Raw genomic sequence first — 17,681 nt, forward strand, 5'->3', positions numbered from 1 at the left:
TTGGCTTACCGTACCATCGCCCGAAGTTGTTGGGGCAGTGACCGTTTGGTGCCATACGGGCCCAGGACCGCGGCACCGTAGCGCTGCGTGAGCAGCCGGCGGGCGATCGCGTTGACCTCGTCGACGCTCACCCGGTCGATTTGCGCCAGGGTGTGCTCGATGCTGCGGTGCCGGCCGTAGTTGAGTTCGTTGCGGCCCAGCCGGCTCATCCGCGAGCCGGAGTCCTCCAGACCCAGCACCAGGCCGCCGCGCAGCGAGCCCTTGGCGATCCGGCATTCCGACTCGGTGATGCCGTCGCGGGCCACCGACTCGAGCACGCCGCCGGTCACCGCCATCACCTCGGCGAAGCGTTCCGGTTGGCAGGCGGCGTACACCGACAGCGCGCCGCTGTCGGCGAAGATGTCCACCGTCGAGTAGACCGAGTAGGCCAGCCCGCGCAGCTCCCGGATCTCTTGGAACAGCCGCGAACTCAGGCCCCCGCCCAGCGCGGTGTGCAGCACCGACAGCGCCCAGCGATGCTGCCAGCCGCGCCCGGGCGTGCGCACCCCCAGCGACACGTGCGTCTGCTCGGCGTCCCGGGTGCCCAGCAGCAGCCCGGGCCGGCCGTTCACCCGTCCGGCGCCCTTGCGCGGCGCGATCGGTTGCCGCCCGCGGACCAGGTGCGGCCCGAAGTGCTCGCGCACCATCGCCACCACCTCGTCGTGGTCGACGTTGCCGGCCACCGCCACCACCATCCGTTCCGGTGTGTAGCGGCGGACGTGAAACGAGTGCAGCTGCGTCCGCGTCATCGACGCGACCGACCGCGCGGTGCCGATGACCGGCCGGCCCACCGGGTGGTCGCCGAACAGCGCGCCCAGGAACATGTCCCCCAGCGCGTCCTCGGGGTCGTCGTCGCGCATCGCGATCTCTTCCAGCACCACGTCGCGCTCGAGTTCGACGTCCTCGGCGGCGCAGCGGCCGTTGAGCACCACGTCCGCGACCAGGTCGACGGCCAGTTCCAGGTCGGCGTCCAGCACGTGCGCGTAGTAGCAGGTGTGTTCCTTGGCGGTGAACGCGTTCAGTTCTCCCCCGACGGCGTCCATCGCCTGCGCGATGTCCACCGCGGTGCGGGTGGGCGTGGACTTGAACAGCAGGTGCTCGAGGAAGTGCGCGGCGCCGGCCACGGTGGCACCCTCGTCGCGGGAGCCGACGCCGACCCACACCCCGACCGAGGCGGACCGCACCGCGGGCAGGTACTCGGTGACCACCCGCAGGCCGCCGGGCAGCGTGCTGCGCCGCAGGGCGGCGTGCGGGTGCGGTTGCGCCTCGACGACCTTGCCGGCGCGCAGGGCGCCGGTCGATGAGTCAGCTGCTCGCCTTCTGCTGTCAGCTGGTGGCATCGGCAGGGGCGGCCGCCGGGGCGTCGGCGGGTGCCGAGTTGTCTTCCTCCACCAGGACCAGCGAGATCTTGCCGCGCTTGTCGATGTCGGCGATCTCCACGCGCAGCTTGTCGCCGACGTTCACCACGTCCTCGACCTTGGCGATGCGCTTGCCCTTGCCGAGTTTGGAGATGTGCACCAGGCCGTCACGCCCGGGCAGCAGCGACACGAACGCGCCGAAATCCGTTGTCTTGACCACGGTTCCGAGGAACCGCTCGCCGACGGTGGGCAGCTGTGGGTTGGCGATGGCGTTGATCCGGTCGATCGCGGCCTGCGCCGACGGGCCGTCGGTGGCCCCGACGAACACGGTGCCGTCGTCCTCGATGGAGATCTGGGCGCCGGTCTCCTCGGTGATGGCATTGATGATCTTGCCCTTGGGGCCGATCACCTCGCCGATCTTGTCCACCGGGACCCGGATGGTGGTCACCCGCGGCGCGTACGGGCTCATCTCGTCGGGCTCGTCGATGGCCTCGGCCATCACCTCGAGGATGGTCAAGCGGGCATCCTTGGCCTGGCTCAGCGCCCCGGCCAGCACCTGCGACGGGATGCCGTCGAGCTTGGTGTCCAGCTGCAGCGCGGTGACGAAGTCCTTGGTGCCGGCCACCTTGAAGTCCATGTCGCCGAACGCGTCCTCGGCGCCCAGGATGTCGGTCAGGGTGACGAAGCGGCGCTCAAGCGATTTTGTGCCGTCTCCCGCCTCAACTTCTATGTCGTCGGACACCAGGCCCATCGCGATGCCGGCCACCGGCGCCTTGAGCGGCACCCCGGCGTTGAGCAGCGCCAGCGTGGACGCGCAGACCGAGCCCATCGACGTCGAGCCGTTGGAGCCCAGCGCCTCGGACACCTGCCGGATGGCGTACGGGAAGTCCTCGAGGCTCGGCAGCACCGGCACCAGGGCACGCTCGGCCAGCGCGCCGTGCCCGATCTCGCGGCGCTTGGGTGAGCCCACCCGGCCGGTCTCGCCGGTGGAGAACGGCGGGAAATTGTAGTGGTGCATATAGCGTTTCGTGGTCTCGGGCCCCAGCGAGTCGATCTGCTGGGCCATCTTGACCATGTCCAGCGTGGTCACCCCCAGGATCTGGGTTTCACCGCGCTGGAACAGCGCGCTGCCGTGTGCCCGCGGAACCACGGCGACCTCGGCGGACAGCGCGCGGATGTCGGTGATGCCGCGGCCGTCGATGCGGAAGTGGTCGGTCAGGATGCGCTGGCGCACCAGCTTTTTGGTCAGCGAGCGGAACGCGGCGCTGACCTCTTTCTCGCGGCCCTCATAGGTTTCGGCCAGTCGGGCCAGCACCTCGGCCTTGAGCTCGTCGGTGCGCGCGTCGCGTTCGGCCTTGCCGCCGATGGTCAGCGCCTTGGACAGCTCGTCGGTGGCCACCGACGCCACCGAGTAGTAGACGTCGTCGCCGTAGTCGGGGAAGGTCGGGTAGTCGCTGGTGGGCCTGGCGGCCTTGTCGGCGAGCTCCTGCTGCGCGGTGCACAGCACCTCGATGAACGGTTTGGCGGCCTCAAGGCCTTGGGCCACAACGGTTTCCGTGGGCGCCTGGGCGCCGCCGTCGATGAGTTCGATGACGTTGGAGGTGGCCTCGGCCTCGACCATCATGATGGCGACGTCGGGCCCGTCGGCGCCGTCGACCTTGCGGCCGGCCACCACCATGTCGAACACCGCGCGCTCGAGCTGCTCGACCGTCGGGAACGCCACCCAGGTGCCGTCGATCAGCGCCACCCGCACCCCGCCGATGGGGCCGGAGAACGGCAGACCGCCCAGCTGGGTGGAGGCCGACGCGGCGTTGATCGCCAGCACGTCGTACAGGTCGTTGGGGTCCAGGCTCAAAATCGTGACGACGACCTGGATTTCGTTGCGCAGGCCGTCGACGAACGACGGCCGCAGCGGGCGGTCGATGAGCCGGCAGGTCAGGATGGCGTCGGTGGAGGGGCGACCCTCGCGGCGGAAGAACGAGCCGGGGATGCGGCCCGCGGCATACATCCGCTCCTCGACGTCGACGGTGAGCGGGAAGAAGTCGAAGTGCTCCTTGGGGCTCTTGCTGGCGGTGGTCGCCGACAACAGCATGTTCTCGTCGTCGAGGTAGGCGACGACGGCGCCGGCAGCCTGCTGGGCCAACCGGCCGGTCTCGAAGCGGATGGTGCGGGTGCCGAAGCTCCCGTTGTCGATGGTGGCGGTCGCCTCGAACACGCCTTCTTCAATTTCAGCGACAGACATAGACGTCCGTACGGCCTCTCTTATTCGGCTGTTTCGCGTCATCACGCGCAACTGGAGAGGGTTTGCAGGATCACTCACCGACCCGAATGGGCCTGCGAGCCACCCGCGGAGCTTTTCGAGGAGCCAGTCTGTATGCGGCTACGGCCATCGATCGAAGCGGCCGACCTGCTCCAGATCCGGAGAGCCCGGCAGCCACTACCGAAGACCGCCCGATGCAGACCGGGCTGCTCCCTCGAAGGTGCCCCCTCGAAAGGTGCGTAGTGACACGCTGGAACGGCACACGCGGATCTGCGTGACCGCACCGGTTGCTCGGGCCGAATCGGCCCAGAACGTCCTCACTCTACACGGGCGGGGCGCACCCGCCAGCATCGCCGGCGGAATCGGTTGTTCGTGCGCGGCCGCTACCGGGTCAGCGGCGCAGGCCCAGCCGCTCGACCAGCGAGCGGTACCGCTCGACGTCGATCTGGGCGACGTACTTGAGCAGCCGCCGGCGCCGCCCGACCAGCAGCAGCAGTCCGCGCCGCGAGTGGTGGTCGTGCTTGTGCACCTTCAGGTGCTCGGTCAGGTCAGCGATCCGCTTGGTCAGCAGCGCGACCTGCGCCTCTGGGGAGCCCGTGTCGGTGTCATGCAGGCCGTAGGTGCCCAGGATTTCTTTCTTCTGCTCGGCTGTCAGCGCCACGAAATTGTCTCCATCGATCGGTCCGCGATAATCACGAGTTCGGGCGCGGCCACCGCGAACCGCAGCACGCGCCGATGTCGTCGGGCAGTCTAGCAGCGCCGGGACCGGCGAGCATAAACGCTGGTCTGTTAGCCGGCGGACAGCAGCTGACGCGCCCGCTCGGTGTCCTGGCCCATCGCGACGACGAGGTCGTCGACCGAGTCGAACTTGTGCTGGCCGCGGATGCGGGCGACGAAATCCAGCGCGACGTGCTGCCCGTACAGGTCGGCCTGGGTGTCCAGGACGAACGCCTCGACGGTGCGGGTGCGCCCGGAGAAGGTCGGGTTGGTGCCCACCGATACCGCCGCCTGGTAGCGCTCACCCGGGATGACGGTGCCGGTCACCGGCCCGTGGCCCAGCACGGTGAACCAGGCGGCGTAGACCCCGTCGGCGGGGATCGCCGAATACATCGGCGGGGCCACGTTGGCGGTCGGGAAGCCCAGTTGGATCCCCCGCCCCTCGCCGCGGACGACGACGCCCTCCACCCGGTGCGGACGACCCAGCGCCTCCATGGCCGCCACCACGTCGCCGGCGTCCACACAGGACCGGATGTAGGTCGAGGAGAACGTCACGGTCTGGTTGCTGTGGTGCTCGGAAAGCAGCGACATCGCCTCCACGGCGAACCCGAATCGCTCGCCTGCCCGCCGCAGCGTCTCCACATTGCCGGTCGCCTTCTTGCCGAAGGTGAAGTTCTCCCCCACCACCACCTCGACCACGTGCAGGTTCTCCACCAGCAGCTCGTGCACGTAGCGGTCCGGGGTGAGTTTCATGAAGTCGGTGGTGAACGGCATCACCAGGAAAACGTCGATGCCCAGCTCCTCGACCAGCTCGGCGCGCCGGGTCAGCGTCGTCAACTGGGCGGGATGGCTGCCCGGGTAGACCACTTCCATCGGGTGCGGGTCGAACGTCATCAACACCGTCGGCACGTTGCGGGCCCGCCCCGCCTTGACCGCGTGCGCGATCAGCTCGGCGTGGCCGCGGTGCACACCGTCGAACACGCCGATGGTCAGCACACACCTGCCCCAGTCCGTGGGTATCTCGTCTTGGCCGCGCCACCGCTGCACGCCCGCAAGCCTACGGCGCGCGGCCGCCCGCCGGGAGGTCCGCGGCGCGCAACGCCGGGCGAGGTGGCGGGGAACACGCCGGATCGAGGTTGGGTTGCCTAAACTTTCTCCTGTGAGGGCTGACGAAGAGCGTGGCGGTCTCACCGCGGTCGGCCAGGACTACCTCAAGGCCATCTGGAATGCCCAGGAGTGGTCGCCCGAGGGTGCGCCGCAGAAGGTCAGCACCAAGATGCTGGCCGAGAAGATCGGGGTGTCGGCCAGCACCGCCTCCGAGTCGATCCGCAAACTCGCCGAACAGGGGCTGGTCGACCACGAGAAGTACGGCGCGGTGACCCTGACCGAGGCGGGCCGGCGCGCGGCGCTTGAGATGGTGCGCCGGCACCGGCTGCTGGAGACCTTCCTGGTCAACGAGCTGGGCTACGCCTGGGACGAGGTGCACGACGAGGCGGAGGTGCTCGAGCACGCGGTGTCGGACCGCCTGGTGGCGCGCATCGACGCCAAACTCGGCTTCCCGCAGCGCGACCCGCACGGTGACCCGATACCGGCCACCGACGGCCAGGTGCCCACGCCGCCGGCCCGTCAGCTGTGGGCGTGCGGCGACGGCGACACCGGGACGGTGGCCCGCATCTCCGACGCCGACTCGGAGATGCTGCGCTATTTCACCGACGTCGGCATCAACCTCGACTCGCGGCTGCGGGTGCTGACCCGCCGCGAGTTCGCCGGCATGATCTCGGTGGCGATCGAGTCCGGGGACGGCGCCGAGACGACGGTGGACCTGGGCAGCCCCGCCGCCCGGGCGATCTGGGTAACGGCATAACTCGCCTGTTGAGCCCTCGCGCTTTCGCGCCTCGCGCGCTCGCGCCCCGCGCCCCGCCTCTCCCCGCGCCCCGCGCCTCGCGCCGCGCCTCTCCCCCGCCGAGCGTGCACTGGTTGCGATTCCGCCGCCCTTTTTTCGCGCTCAGTGCACGTTCGGCGACCAGGTCGGCCTGACGGACTCAGCTCGACAGCAGACCCTTCGCGATGTGGGTGACCTGGACCTCGTTGCTGCCGGCGTAGATCATCAGCGATTTGGCGTCGCGGGCCAGCTGCTCCACCCGGTACTCGGCCATGTAGCCGTTGCCGCCGAACAGCTGCACGGCCTCCATCGCCACCTCGGTGGCCGCCTCCGACGAGTACAGCTTGATTGCCGAGGCCTCGGCCAGCGTCAGCGGTTTACCCGCTTGCTGGCGTTCGATGGTGTGAAAGACCATGTTCTGCACGTTCATTCGGGCGATCTCCATCTTGGCCAGCTTGAGCTGGATCAGCTGGAACTGCCCAATGTTCTTGCCCCACAACGTCCTGCTCTTGGCGTAATCGACGCACAGTCGGTGGCATTCGTCGATGATGCCCAGCGCCATCATCGCGATCCCGATCCGCTCGGCGGCGAAATTGGCCCGGGCGCTGTCGCGGCCGTCGCCTTCGGTGTGCTGCTCGCTCTCGCCGAGCAGACGATCCGGGGTCAGCCGCACGTTGTCGAAGAACAGCTCGCCCGTCGGCGAGGACATCATGCCCATCTTTTTGAACGGCTTGCCCTGGGTCAGGCCCGGCATGCCCGCATCGAGCACGAAGACCAGCACCGGGCGGTTGCGCTTGTCCACCGACGGGTCGCCTTCGTCGAGTTTGGCGTAGACCACCAGCACGTCGGCGTAGGGCCCGTTGGTGATGAAGGTCTTCTGCCCGTTGAGGATGTAGGCCCCATCTCCGTCGCCGGAGCGCCGGACTGAGGTCTTCATGCCGCCGAACGCATCCGAGCCCGAGTCCGGCTCCGTGATCGCCCACGCCGCAATCTTTTCCAGCGTCATCAGCTCGGGCAGCCAGCGCTCTTTTTGGGCCAGCGTCCCGCGGCTGGCGATGGTGGCCGCGCCCAGGCCCAGGCTGACCGACGCGGTGGACAGCAATCCGATGCTGACCCGAGCGATCTCGGAGACCAGCACCGCGATCATCGAGCCTTGCGCGCCGCCGCCGAAACCGCCTGAGCTGTCGCCATTTTCGTCGACTCCGCTACGCTCGCGGTCCAGCATCTTCTTGACCGCCTCGGCGGCCATGGTGTCGAGGCCGAACTGGCTGAACAGCTTGCGCGCGATCGGATAGGGCGACATCGCGCCGCTTTCCAATTCGTCCAGGTGCGGCCGGATCTCCTTGTCCACGAATTGCCGGACGGCGTCGCGGACCATCAGGTCGGTGTCGGACCATTCGATCATGGCGCGCTTAGCGTTCGGCGCGCTGGTAGGCGGTGACGACGGCCGCGCCGCCCAGCCCGATGTTGTGTTGCAGTGCGGCGCTGACGTTTTCGACCTGACGTTTGTCCGCGGTGCCGCGCAGCTGCCAGGTCAGCTCGGCGCATTGCGCCAGCCCGGTGGCGCCCAGCGGGTGCCCCTTGGAGATCAGGCCGCCGGACGGGTTGACCACCCAGCGCCCGCCGTAGGTGGTGTCGCCGTTGTCGATCAGCTTGGGCGCCTCGCCCGGGCCGCACAAGCCGAGGGCTTCATAGAGCAGAAGTTCGTTGGCCGAGAAGCAGTCGTGCAGCTCGATCACCTGGAAATCCTGCGGCCCCAACCCGGATTGGTCGTAAACCTGTTGCGCGGCTTGGACGTTCATGTCGTAGCCGATGAGGTTCTTCGCGCTGCCGTCGAACGTCGAGGCGAAGTCGGTGGTCATGGCCTGGCCGACGATCTCCACCGCCTGGCCGGCCAGCCCGTGCTTGTCGACGAACGCCTCGCTGGCCAGGATCGCCGCGCCCGAGCCGTCCGAGGTGGGCGAGCACTGCAGCTTGGTCAGCGGATCGGAGATCATCCGCGCGGCCAGGATGTCCTCGAGCGTGTAGGACTCCTGGAACTGAGCGAACGGGTTGTTCACCGAATGCTTGTGGTTCTTATAGCCGATCTTGGCGAAATGCTCTGCGGTGCTGCCGTATTGGCGCATGTGCTCGCGGCCGGCGGCGCCGAACATCCACGGCGCGACGGGCATGGCGAACTCGTCGATCTCGGCCATCGCCTTGACGTGGCGGCCCATCGGCGATTCGCGGTCCTGGGCGCCGCCGCCCAGCGAGCCCGGTTGCATCTTCTCGAAACCCAGCGCGATCGCGCAGTCGACGAGCCCGCCGCGGATGGCCTGGGCGGCCAGGAAGAGCGCGGTCGAACCGGTGGAGCAGTTGTTGTTGACGTTGACGATCGGGATGCCGGTCATGCCCAGCTCGTAGAGCGCGCGCTGGCCGGACGTCGAGTCGCCGGCGACGTAGCCGACGTAGCCCTGCTGCACCTCGCGGTAGTCGATGCCGGCGTCGGCCAGCGCGTTGGTCCCCGACTCGCGCGCCATGCCCGGATAGTCCCAGCCCTCGCGGCGGCCGGGCTTCTCGAATTTCGTCATGCCGACGCCGACGACGTAAACCTTGTTGGACATCTTTGTCCCCTTCCCAACGGCTCAGGCTCTCAGTGTGCAACGTGGCCCGACCAACCGTTGGGCCGGGGCAGCTAAAGCGTGGGCCGGGCGGCTAAAGCGTCGCCGGGCTGGACCCGATGGCCCGACTCCTCCTCAGGACGTACCGTCCTGCATCGTCGCCGGGCGGATGACGACGACCGATCTAGTCCGCGCGCCCTCGTCGCGCAGCAGCGCGATCACCCGGCCGTCGGGGGCGCAGGCGGCATACACTCCGTCGATCCCGGCCGCCGCCAGGGCCCGGCCGTTGCCGGCGGCCTCGGCCTCGTCGGCGGACAAATCGCGGCGCCCGAAGATCAGCAGGCATGCCTCGTCCAGGCTGTAGCTCAGCCGCGGGCACTCGGCCAGCTCGTCGAGCCCATACGCCTGCTCAAGCCCGAAGCGCCCGACCCGGGTGCGCCGCAGCGCCGTCAGATGCCCGCCCACCCCGAGCGCCGCGCCCAGGTCGCGGGCCAGCGCCCGAACGTAGGTTCCCGACGAGCAGTCCACCTCGACGTCGACGTCCACGCACTCACCGGCGGCGCGCAGGTCGCGCACCTCGAACCGGTCGATGCGCACCGGGCGGGCCGGCAGCTCGACGGCCTGGCCCTCGCGGACCAGCTTGTAGGCCCGCTTGCCGGCCACCTTGATCGCGCTGACGGTCGAGGGCACCTGGTGGATGTCGCCGCGCAACCCGCCCACCGCCGCCTCGATCGCCTGGCTCGTCAGGTGCCGCGCGTCGACGCTGCGCACCACGTCGCCCTCGGCGTCGTCGGTGGAGGTGGCCTGGCCCAGCCGGATGGTGGCCGAGTACGACTTGGCGGCCGCGGTCAGCAGGCCCAGGATCTTGGTGGCGCGCTCCACGCCGAGCACCAGCACGCCGGTGGCCATCGGGTCGAGCGTTCCGGCGTGCCCCACCCGTCGGGTCGCGAAGATCCGGCGACACCGGCCCACCACGTCGTGACTGGTCATTCCCGCCGGCTTGTCGACGACGACCAGGCCCGGAGGGCTCATAACACGATGGCGGTCAGCACCAGCCCGCGCGCCACCGACCACCGGCCGGACAGCGCGGTCAGCGGCGGGCCGCACAGCGCCGCCGGATCGATCAGGATCCGCGAGACGAAACCGCCCGTCGTCGCGCCCGGGTGATCGGCCTCGAAGGTGATGTGGGCGTCCTCGAAGCCCAGCCAGCGCCGCGTCAGCGGGAACCAGGCCTTGTACGTTGCCTCCTTGGCGCAGAACAGGATTCGATCCCAATGCAGATCCCCGGGCAGGGCAGACGGGATCTCGGAACGTTCGGCGGGCAGGCTGATGGCGTTCAGCACCCCGTCGGGCAGCACGTCGTGCGGTTCGGCGTCGATGCCCACCGAGCGCACCGCGCCGGTGCGGCCCACCACCGCCCCGCGATAGCCCGTGCAATGGGTGAGACTGCCCACCACGCCGTCGGGCCAGCGGGGTTCTCCCTTCTCGCCCTTGAGGATTGGCGCCGGGGGCAGGCCGAGCTCGCCCAGCGCGATGCGCGCGCAGTGCCGCACCGTGATGAACTCGTTGCGCCGCTTGGCCACCGACCGGGCGATCAACGGCTCCTCCTCGGGCAGCGGGGCCAACCCCGGCGGATCGGAGTACACCTCCGAGTAGGCCAGGCCGTCCGATGCGGGCAGCACCGAGGAGACCAGCGTGCCCGTCATCGTGACTGCCGCTGCCGCAACCGTTCCCGGAACTGCGTGGCCTGCCGGCGCATCTCGGGAGTGATCTCGAAGTGACCGCCGAAGTCGTTGAGGTAGCCCGGCGCGTACTGGGGATCCGGCAGCACCTGGCGCAGCCAGCCGTAGGGCTTGCGGCGCCGCCACTCCCGCGGATAGCCCACCGACACCTCCTCGAACCGCACGTCGTCATACCAGGTGGTGCGCGGGATGTGCAGGTGGCCGTAGACCGAGCACACCGCGTTGTAGCGGGTGTGCCAGTCGGCGGTCTTGGTGGTGCCGCACCACAGCGAGAACTCAGGGTAGAACAACGCGTCGCACGGCTCGCGTACCAGCGGGAAGTGGTTGACCAGCACGGTCGGCGTCATCCAATCCAGCGCCTCCAGCCGGGCGCGGGTGATCTCCAGCCGTTCCCGGCACCACGCCTCCCGGGTCGGATAGGGCTCCGGGGAGAGCAGGAACTCGTCGGTGGCCACCACGTTGCGGTCCCGCGCGATCATCAGGCCCTCGGCCTTGCTTGCGGCACCGTCCGGCAAGAAGCTGTAGTCGTAGAGCAGGAACATCGGCACGATGGTGGCCGGGCCGCCGCGCTCGGTCCACACCGGGAACGGATGCTCGGGCGTGATGACGCCCATCTCGTCGCACATGTTGACCAGATAGTCGTAGCGGGCCTTGCCGAAGATCTGCACCGGGTCGCGGGTCGTGGTCCACAGCTCGTGGTTGCCCGGCACCCAGATCACCTTGGCGAACCGCCGTCGCAGCAGGTCAAGGGCCCAGCGGATGTCGTCGGTGCGTTCGGCGACGTCGCCGGCGACGATCAGCCAGTCCTCCGGCGACGACGGGTGCAGCGACTCCGTGACCGGCTTGTTGCCCAGATGCCCGGTGTGCAGGTCGGACACCGCCCACAGCGTCGGTTGTCCCGCGTTGCTCGATTCCTGGCCTGCCACGACTCCCCACCCTAACGACTCCACCGCGCCACCCCCGCTCCGATTGGAACAAGTTCTTGTCGGGCTGTGACGCCGCGCACCCGACTTGTACACTCCCGGCAAGGAACCGCTGAGGCGTCAGGGGGTGTCGTGTTCGCCAATGTTCGGCTGTTGGGGGCGCTGGGTGCGCTGCTCACAGCGGCCATCGCGGGCACCGCGGGGGTGCTGAGCGCCCCACCCGCGCCGGACGGCGGCGCCGCCGGGCCCGTCGAGCTGCGATCGACCGCCCAGCCGCTGGAGACCACCATGAAGAGCCCCATCGTGGCGACCACCGACCCGCGCCCGTTCGACCCGTGCGAGGACATCCCGTTCGACGCCGTCCAGGGGCTGGGGCTGGCCTTCACGCCACCCGAACACGAGGACGGGCTGCGCTGCCACTTCGACGCCGGGAACTACCAGGTGGCCGTCGAGCCGATCATCTGGCGCACCTACGAGCAGTCGTTGCCCGCCGACGCGGTCGAGACGACGATCGCCGGCCACCGCGCCGCGCAGTATTGGGTGCTCAAGCCCACCTACCACAACAGCTACTGGTTCTACTCCTGCATGGTGGCGTTCAAGACCAGCTACGGCGTGCTGCAGCAGGCGCTGTACTACTCGACCGTTTACTCCAATCCCGAGGTCGACTGCATGCAGACCAATCTGCAGCGCGCCAACGACCTGGCCCCCTACTACAAGTTCTAGGCCGTGAGTCTGACTTCACTTCGCCCGGCACAGCCGGCGCTGCACACGCTGCGACACCTCGGCGGCAGGGCCGCCGGCCGGCTGCTGGGCCTGCCTCCGGCCACCACCGACTACACCGTGCGGCGGGTCGCGGTGCCGATGCGCGACGGCGTCGAGCTGGTGGCCGACCACTACGCGCCCGCCACCTCCGCGCCGGCCGGCACCCTGCTGGTGCGCGCCCCCTACGGACGCGGGTTTCCGTTCGCGCTGGTGTTCGGCGGGTTGTACGCGGCGCGCGGCTATCACGTTGTGCTGCAAAGCGTGCGCGGAACGTTCGGCTCGGGCGGGGTGTTCGAGCCGATGGCCCACGAGGTCGCCGACGGCGCCGACACCGTGGCATGGCTGCGCGAACAGCCCTGGTTCACCGGCCGCTTCGCCACCATCGGAATGTCCTATCTGGGGTTCACGCAGTGGGCGCTGCTGCAGGACCCGCCGCCGGACATGGCCACCGCCGTCATCATGGTCGGTCCGCACGACTTCAACGAATCAACTTGGGGCACCGGGTCGTTCGCCGTGAACGACTTCCTCGGCTGGAGCGACATGGTGTCGCATCAGGAGGACCCGGTGCGCGCCCGGGCCGCGCTGCACCAGCTGCGGGCCCGCCGCAAGGTGGCCGAAGCGGCGGCCGGGGTGCCGCTCGGCGAGGCCGCCCGGGCGCTGCTGGGCACCGGCGCGCCCTGGTTCGAATCCTGGATCGAACACGCCGACCCGTCCGATCCGTTCTGGAACTCGTTGCGGTGCAACGAAGCCCTGGACCGGGTGCGGGTGCCGGTGCTGTTGGTGGGCGGCTGGCAGGACCTCTTCATCCGCCAAACCCTGCAACAGTACGCGCACTTGCGCGCCCGCGGCGTCGACGTCGCGCTCACCGTCGGCCCCTGGACCCACACCCAGCTGCTCACCACCGGGCTGGGCGTCTGCACCCGGGAGTCGCTGCAGTGGCTGGACACCCACCTGGGTGACGCGCCCGGCCGGCGGGCGGGCCGGGTGCACGTCTACGTCACCGGCGTGGACCGGGCCCGCGCCTGGCGCCGCCTACCCGACTGGCCCCCGGCCACCACCGAGCGCGCGCTGTACCTGCGCCCCGGCGGCTACCTGGGCGAGACGGCGCCGAGCCTGAAAGGGTTGGCGCCGGCCACCTTTCGTTACGACCCGGCCCACCCGACGCCGACCACCGGCGGTCCGCTGCTGTCCCCCAACGGCGGTTACCGCGACGACACCCGGCTGGCGTCCCGCGACGACGTGCTGGCGTTCACCAGCGCCACCCTCACCGAGGACCTGTACGTGTACGGCAACCCGGTCGTCGAGCTCGCGCACGGCGCCGACCATCCGCACGCGGATCTGTTCGTGCGGGTGAGCGAGGTCGACGCAGCGGGCCGGTCGCGCAACGTCACCGAGACCTACCGGCGGCTCAGCGCCGCGGCAAAACCTCAGGCCGACAAGGTCATTCGCCTCGAACTGGACGGCACGGCCCACCGCTTCCGGGCCGGCTCGCGCATCCGGCTGCTGATCGCCGGCAGCTGGTCACCGCGCTACGCGCACAATCTGGGCTCGGGCGAACCGGTACTGACCGCCCGGCGGCTCACCCCGGTCACCCACAGCGTGCGTTACGGGCGCTCCCGGCTGCTGCTGCCCGTCGGGCCGGCTGAGCCGTCAGCCGACGGCGTCGCGGACGCGGTCGGCGACTGCGGCTAGCGTTTCGTCATCGTGAACCGGCGGCCCCAGCCGAGCGTGCACCGGCAGCTGCACCCAGCTCTTGCAGCCGGCGTAGTCCGGCGTGCGGGCCAGCCGCACCGGCTCGGCCAGCGGCGTCACCGACACCACCAGCACGGCCAGCTTGTGCTTGGGGCGGAAGTCGAGCCGGTCGGCGCGCACCGACTCGGCCGTCCAGATGTGCAGATCCTCGATGGCCGGCAGGCCGTCCGGCCGGTTGACCGGAACCGCCGCAACGACTTTCGCGGCCGCGCGGATCACCAGCTCGTCGTCGGTGCTGTCGGCGGCGGCGGGCGCCAGCAAGTCTTGATGCTCGGGCCGCACCCGCTGCGCGTGGCTGTGCGCGACCGTCGGGAACAACAGGAATTCGCCGGCCGCCAGCTCGAACCGCTTCTCCCCGATGCCGCCCTTGCGCAGCAGCACCCGCTGCCGCCCGTCCAGCAGCGCGTGCACCGCCGCACTCCACTCCTTGAGCGCGAGAGTCGTTGTGGCGAGCGTCATTTCGCTCCCGCCAATCGCGCGATCACCTCGGGCCGGCGCAGCGGCGGGACCGTCTTGGGCGGTTGACGCCGCGGCGGCAGCGCGGCCAGCAGCCGCGTCGTGGCCTCGGTGACCTCGGCGACCGCGGCCTCGAAAACGTCGGCGTTGGCCGCCGACGGGCGGGTGATGCCGCTGACCTTGCGCACGTATTGGCGCGCGGCCGCCGCGATCTCCTCGGCGGTGGCCGCCGGCTGCAGACCGCGCAGTTCGGTGATGTTCCGGCACATGGGTCCAACCATAAGCGCTGCGGCCAGGGACCGCCTCCGCTCGCATCGGCCGGCTGGCTACGGTAAACGCATGACCGACGAGATCCTGCTGAGCAACACCGAGGAGCGGGTGCGCACCCTCACCCTCAACCGGCCCCAGGCCCGCAACGCGCTGTCCGCGGCCTTGCGGGACCGCTTCTTCGGCGCCCTGGCCGACGCCGAGACGGACGACGACGTGGACGTCGTCATCATCACCGGCGCCGATCCGGTGTTCTGCGCGGGGCTGGATCTCAAGGAGTTGGGCGGCTCGTCGGCGCTGCCGGACATCTCGCCGCGCTGGCCGGCGCTGACCAAGCCGGTGATCGGCGCCATCAACGGCGCCGCGGTCACCGGCGGGCTGGAGCTGGCGCTGTATTGCGACATCCTGATCGCCTCGGAGAACGCCCGCTTCGCCGACACGCACGCCCGGGTCGGCCTGCTGCCCACCTGGGGGCTGAGCGTGCGGCTGCCGCAGAAGGTCGGCATCGGCCTGGCCCGCCGGATGAGCCTGACCGGCGACTACCTGTCGGCGGCCGACGCGCTGCGGGCCGGGCTGGTCACCGAGGTGGTGCCGCACGACCAGCTGTTGGGCGCCGCCCGGGCCGTGGCGGCCTCGATCGTCGGGAACAACCAGAACGCGGTGCGCGCGCTGCTGGCCTCCTATCACCGCATCGACGACGCGCAGACCAGCGCGGGGCTGTGGCAGGAGGCCATGGCGGCCCGGCAGTTCCGGACCAGCGGCGACGACATCGCCGCCAACCGGGAGGCGGTGCTGGCGCGCGGCCGCTCCCAGGTCCGCTGACCGGCACCGACCGGGCGCTCCGTTGGGTCTCATCCCGCCGACCCAATACGATCAGCAGATGCGTGCGGTGGTCGGCGTCACCAGGGTGCTCGGCGGGCTCGCGCTGGCGGCCATCGCCGCGGTGGCGCCGCGGGCGGTCGCGCAGCCGCCGGGCTTCCCCAACCTGGACGGTTTCACCGCCGTCCCGTCCGACGGCTACCTGACCAGCGGCGCGCCGGGCAGCCCGCCGCGGATCGGTTTCTCCACCCCCTACGCCGTGGCCTGCGACTTCTACGGCGGGCCGGCGCCGGTGCCGCAGCCGTCCCAGGACATCAAGTGCAAGGGCGACATGTCCGGGATGGACGACGTGCCCTTCCCCGGCGGCCGGCCCCGCCCGGGCGACTGCGTGCTGGGCACCGTCGATTTCAAGGGGCCGGGCTACCAGTTGAGCCGGATGTCCTACGGCGGGTGCGACGGCAATCCGGCCCCGCTGCCGTCCGGCGGCAAAACGCTGGGCGCCGGCCAGAAGCTGACCTACCTCAACGTCACCTGCGCGGTGGGAGCCGACCACCTCATCGCCTGCCTGGACACCACCAGCGGCGACCACGGGTTCGTCGTGCAGCGCTCGGGCAGCTGGGCGTTCTGAGAACCTGGCAAGCCGTGCTACCCCAGGGCGCCGCGCAGCGAGGCCACCGCGTCCTCGATCGAGCCGGTGGTCGAGTAGCCGGCCGCCAGCCGGTGCCCGCCGCCGCCGAACCCGGAGGCCACCGCGGCCAGGTCGACCTGCGCCTTGGCCCGCATCGACACCGACCACTGCCCCGGCGCGATCTCCTTGAACACCGCGGCCACCTCGGCCTGCTGCGTGGTGCGCACGATGTCGACGATGCTCTCGACTTCTTCCGGGCGTGAGCTGATCCAATCCTGGTTGCCGACAACGGCATACACCAGGCCGCGGCCCCCGACCGCGTCCGGCAGCAGCTGCGCGGAGGCCAGCACGCGCGACAGCAGCGGCAGCCATCCGAACGGATGAGTGTCCATCAGGGCCCGGCTGATCGCGGCGTTGTCCACGCCGATGTCGACCAGCCGGGCGGCCAGCCGCAGCGCCCGGGCGCTGGCCCACCGGAACGAGCCGGTGTCGGTGGTCAGGCCCGCGTAGATGCAGTGCGCGACGTCGGGGTCGATGGGCTTGCCCCAGGCGTCCAGGATGTCGGCGATCATCATCGTCGTCGAATCAGCCGCCACGTCAATGAAATTGGCGGTGCCGAACACGTCGTTGGAGGCGTGGTGGTCGATGACCAGCACCTCGCGGCCGGTGACCGCCAACTCACTCAACACGCCCAGCCGCTTGACGCTCGGAACATCAACGGTGACAACCAAATCCGCGTCGCGCCGGATCTCGTCCGGCCTGACCAGCAACCGGCAGCCGGGCAGCGACGCCAGCGACTCGGGCAGCCCGGCCGGCTCGGCGAAACTCACCTCGACCCGCTTGCCGCACTTGTCCAGCACCAGTCCCAGGGCCAGCCCGGCCCCGATGGTGTCGGCGTCGGGATGCACGTGCGCGATCACCGCGACGGTGCCCGCCCGCGACAGCAACTCGACGGCGCCGTGCGCATCCACGCGGACGCCGGTCAGCTCAGTATTCGGGTTGGTCGTCGTCACCGATGCTCCCGTCCCGGCCGGGCTCGACGCCCGATCCGCTCTCCCGGTATGGATCGGCCTCCCCAGCCGGCTTGGCGCCGGACCGAACCCGCGCCAGATCAGCGTCGGCGGCGCGGGCCCGGGCCAGCAATTCGTCCATCCGCGCCACGCTGTCGGACGTGGTGTCGCGGGTGAACGTGAGGGTGGGGGTGAAACGCACGCCGGTGCCGGCCCCGACCATGGTGCGCAGCGCGCCCTTGGCCCGCTCCAGCGCGGCCGCGGCGGCGCCGTAGTCCGGCTCGTCGTCCAGCGTGCGTCCCATCACCGTGTAGAACACCGTGGCGTCGTGCAGGTCGGCGGTCACCTTCGTGTCGACGATGGTGACGCCGTCCAGTCCGGGATCCTTGATCTCGAACTCGATCGCCGAGGCGACGATCGTGTTGATCCGCTTGGCCAGACGGCGGGCCCGCGCCGGGTCAGGCAT

At 70.1% G+C, this 17,681-nt stretch carries 18 protein-coding genes; 5 read left to right on the forward strand and 13 right to left on the reverse strand.

From position 1 onward, the window contains the following. Positions 1-5: 5 nt before the first annotated feature. The 4 genes from H7I87_RS01200 to H7I87_RS01215 all read right to left on the reverse strand — a co-directional run bounded on the left by H7I87_RS01200 (position 6) and on the right by H7I87_RS01215 (position 5,421). The gene (locus tag H7I87_RS01200; RefSeq protein WP_033727170.1) at positions 6-1,379 is read right to left on the reverse strand and encodes a M16 family metallopeptidase; all 1,374 of its coding nucleotides are present in this window, start codon (positions 1,377-1,379) and stop codon (positions 6-8) included. Further along, positions 1,366-3,639: a polyribonucleotide nucleotidyltransferase gene (locus H7I87_RS01205; protein ID WP_023861122.1), complete on the reverse strand. Its 2,274-nt coding sequence runs from the start codon at positions 3,637-3,639 to the stop codon at positions 1,366-1,368. Before H7I87_RS01205 ends, H7I87_RS01200 begins: the two co-directional genes overlap by 14 nt. A 409-nt stretch (positions 3,640-4,048) precedes the next feature. After that, positions 4,049-4,318, reverse strand: a complete 270-nt coding sequence (gene rpsO, locus H7I87_RS01210; protein ID WP_003878661.1) for a 30S ribosomal protein S15 — start codon at positions 4,316-4,318, stop codon at positions 4,049-4,051. Between the two features lie 128 nt (positions 4,319-4,446). After that, on the reverse strand, positions 4,447-5,421 hold the full coding sequence (locus H7I87_RS01215; RefSeq protein WP_003875161.1) for a bifunctional riboflavin kinase/FAD synthetase: 975 nt from the start codon (positions 5,419-5,421) through the stop codon (positions 4,447-4,449). Positions 5,422-5,533: 112 nt separating this feature from the next. Here H7I87_RS01215 and mntR point away from each other — a divergent pair, with 112 nt between their 5' ends. Continuing rightward, complete coding sequence (mntR, locus tag H7I87_RS01220) at positions 5,534-6,238, forward strand: manganese-binding transcriptional regulator MntR (protein ID WP_003875160.1); 705 nt, start codon at positions 5,534-5,536, stop codon at positions 6,236-6,238. Between the two features lie 178 nt (positions 6,239-6,416). Here the strand turns inward: mntR and H7I87_RS01225 are convergent, their stop codons facing one another. From H7I87_RS01225 to pptH, 5 genes are all read right to left on the reverse strand, one after another. Next, complete coding sequence (locus H7I87_RS01225) at positions 6,417-7,661, reverse strand: acyl-CoA dehydrogenase family protein (RefSeq protein ID WP_033727171.1); 1,245 nt, start codon at positions 7,659-7,661, stop codon at positions 6,417-6,419. Between the two features lie 7 nt (positions 7,662-7,668). Then, entirely contained in the window at positions 7,669-8,859 is a 1,191-nt protein-coding gene (locus H7I87_RS01230; protein ID WP_009978037.1) for a lipid-transfer protein, read from the reverse strand. Between the two features lie 132 nt (positions 8,860-8,991). Beyond that, on the reverse strand, positions 8,992-9,888 hold the full coding sequence (gene truB / locus H7I87_RS01235; protein WP_024637200.1) for a tRNA pseudouridine(55) synthase TruB: 897 nt from the start codon (positions 9,886-9,888) through the stop codon (positions 8,992-8,994). Further along, positions 9,885-10,562 (reverse strand): 4'-phosphopantetheinyl transferase PptT, encoded by a 678-nt coding sequence (gene pptT, locus H7I87_RS01240; RefSeq protein ID WP_011725616.1) that lies wholly within the window; start codon positions 10,560-10,562, stop codon positions 9,885-9,887. Before pptT ends, truB begins: the two co-directional genes overlap by 4 nt. Continuing rightward, entirely contained in the window at positions 10,559-11,524 is a 966-nt protein-coding gene (gene pptH / locus H7I87_RS01245; protein ID WP_003878665.1) for an ACP phosphodiesterase PptH, read from the reverse strand. The genes pptT and pptH overlap by 4 nt, the downstream gene beginning before the upstream one ends. Positions 11,525-11,653: 129 nt before the next feature. On the opposite strand from pptH, the gene H7I87_RS01250 reads away from it, so the two are divergent. Further along, positions 11,654-12,244, forward strand: a complete 591-nt coding sequence (locus tag H7I87_RS01250) for a DUF3558 domain-containing protein (protein ID WP_009978043.1) — start codon at positions 11,654-11,656, stop codon at positions 12,242-12,244. 3 nt (positions 12,245-12,247) lie between these two features. Next, positions 12,248-13,975 (forward strand): CocE/NonD family hydrolase, encoded by a 1,728-nt coding sequence (locus H7I87_RS01255; RefSeq protein ID WP_033727172.1) that lies wholly within the window; start codon positions 12,248-12,250, stop codon positions 13,973-13,975. Here the strand turns inward: H7I87_RS01255 and H7I87_RS01260 are convergent. Both H7I87_RS01260 and H7I87_RS01265 read right to left on the reverse strand, forming a co-directional pair. Further along, positions 13,934-14,494, reverse strand: a complete 561-nt coding sequence (locus H7I87_RS01260) for a DUF1802 family protein (protein ID WP_009978046.1) — start codon at positions 14,492-14,494, stop codon at positions 13,934-13,936. The two genes, H7I87_RS01255 and H7I87_RS01260, sit on opposite strands and share 42 nt — an antisense overlap. Continuing rightward, complete coding sequence (locus tag H7I87_RS01265; RefSeq protein WP_033718064.1) at positions 14,491-14,760, reverse strand: DUF2277 domain-containing protein; 270 nt, start codon at positions 14,758-14,760, stop codon at positions 14,491-14,493. The genes H7I87_RS01260 and H7I87_RS01265 overlap by 4 nt, the downstream gene beginning before the upstream one ends. Before the next feature lie 70 nt (positions 14,761-14,830). Between H7I87_RS01265 and H7I87_RS01270 the strand changes: the two genes are divergently transcribed. Both H7I87_RS01270 and H7I87_RS01275 read left to right on the forward strand, forming a co-directional pair. Continuing rightward, positions 14,831-15,580, forward strand: coding sequence for an enoyl-CoA hydratase (locus tag H7I87_RS01270; RefSeq protein WP_033712657.1), 750 nt, complete (start codon positions 14,831-14,833; stop codon positions 15,578-15,580). A gap of 58 nt (positions 15,581-15,638) precedes the next feature. Continuing rightward, positions 15,639-16,205 carry a hypothetical protein gene (locus H7I87_RS01275; protein ID WP_033720846.1) on the forward strand — a complete coding sequence of 189 codons (567 nt, stop codon included), beginning with the start codon at positions 15,639-15,641 and terminating at the stop codon, positions 16,203-16,205. A 17-nt stretch (positions 16,206-16,222) separates the two neighbouring features. Here H7I87_RS01275 and H7I87_RS01280 read toward each other — a convergent pair whose 3' ends face one another. Both H7I87_RS01280 and rbfA read right to left on the reverse strand, forming a co-directional pair. Beyond that, on the reverse strand, positions 16,223-17,218 hold the full coding sequence (locus H7I87_RS01280) for a DHH family phosphoesterase (RefSeq protein ID WP_104123847.1): 996 nt from the start codon (positions 17,216-17,218) through the stop codon (positions 16,223-16,225). Beyond that, positions 17,193-17,681, reverse strand: coding sequence for a 30S ribosome-binding factor RbfA (gene rbfA / locus H7I87_RS01285; protein ID WP_003875146.1), 489 nt, complete (start codon positions 17,679-17,681; stop codon positions 17,193-17,195). Before rbfA ends, H7I87_RS01280 begins: the two co-directional genes overlap by 26 nt.

Source organism: Mycobacterium timonense (assembly GCF_025821985.1).
Taxonomy (GTDB): domain Bacteria; phylum Actinomycetota; class Actinomycetes; order Mycobacteriales; family Mycobacteriaceae; genus Mycobacterium; species Mycobacterium avium.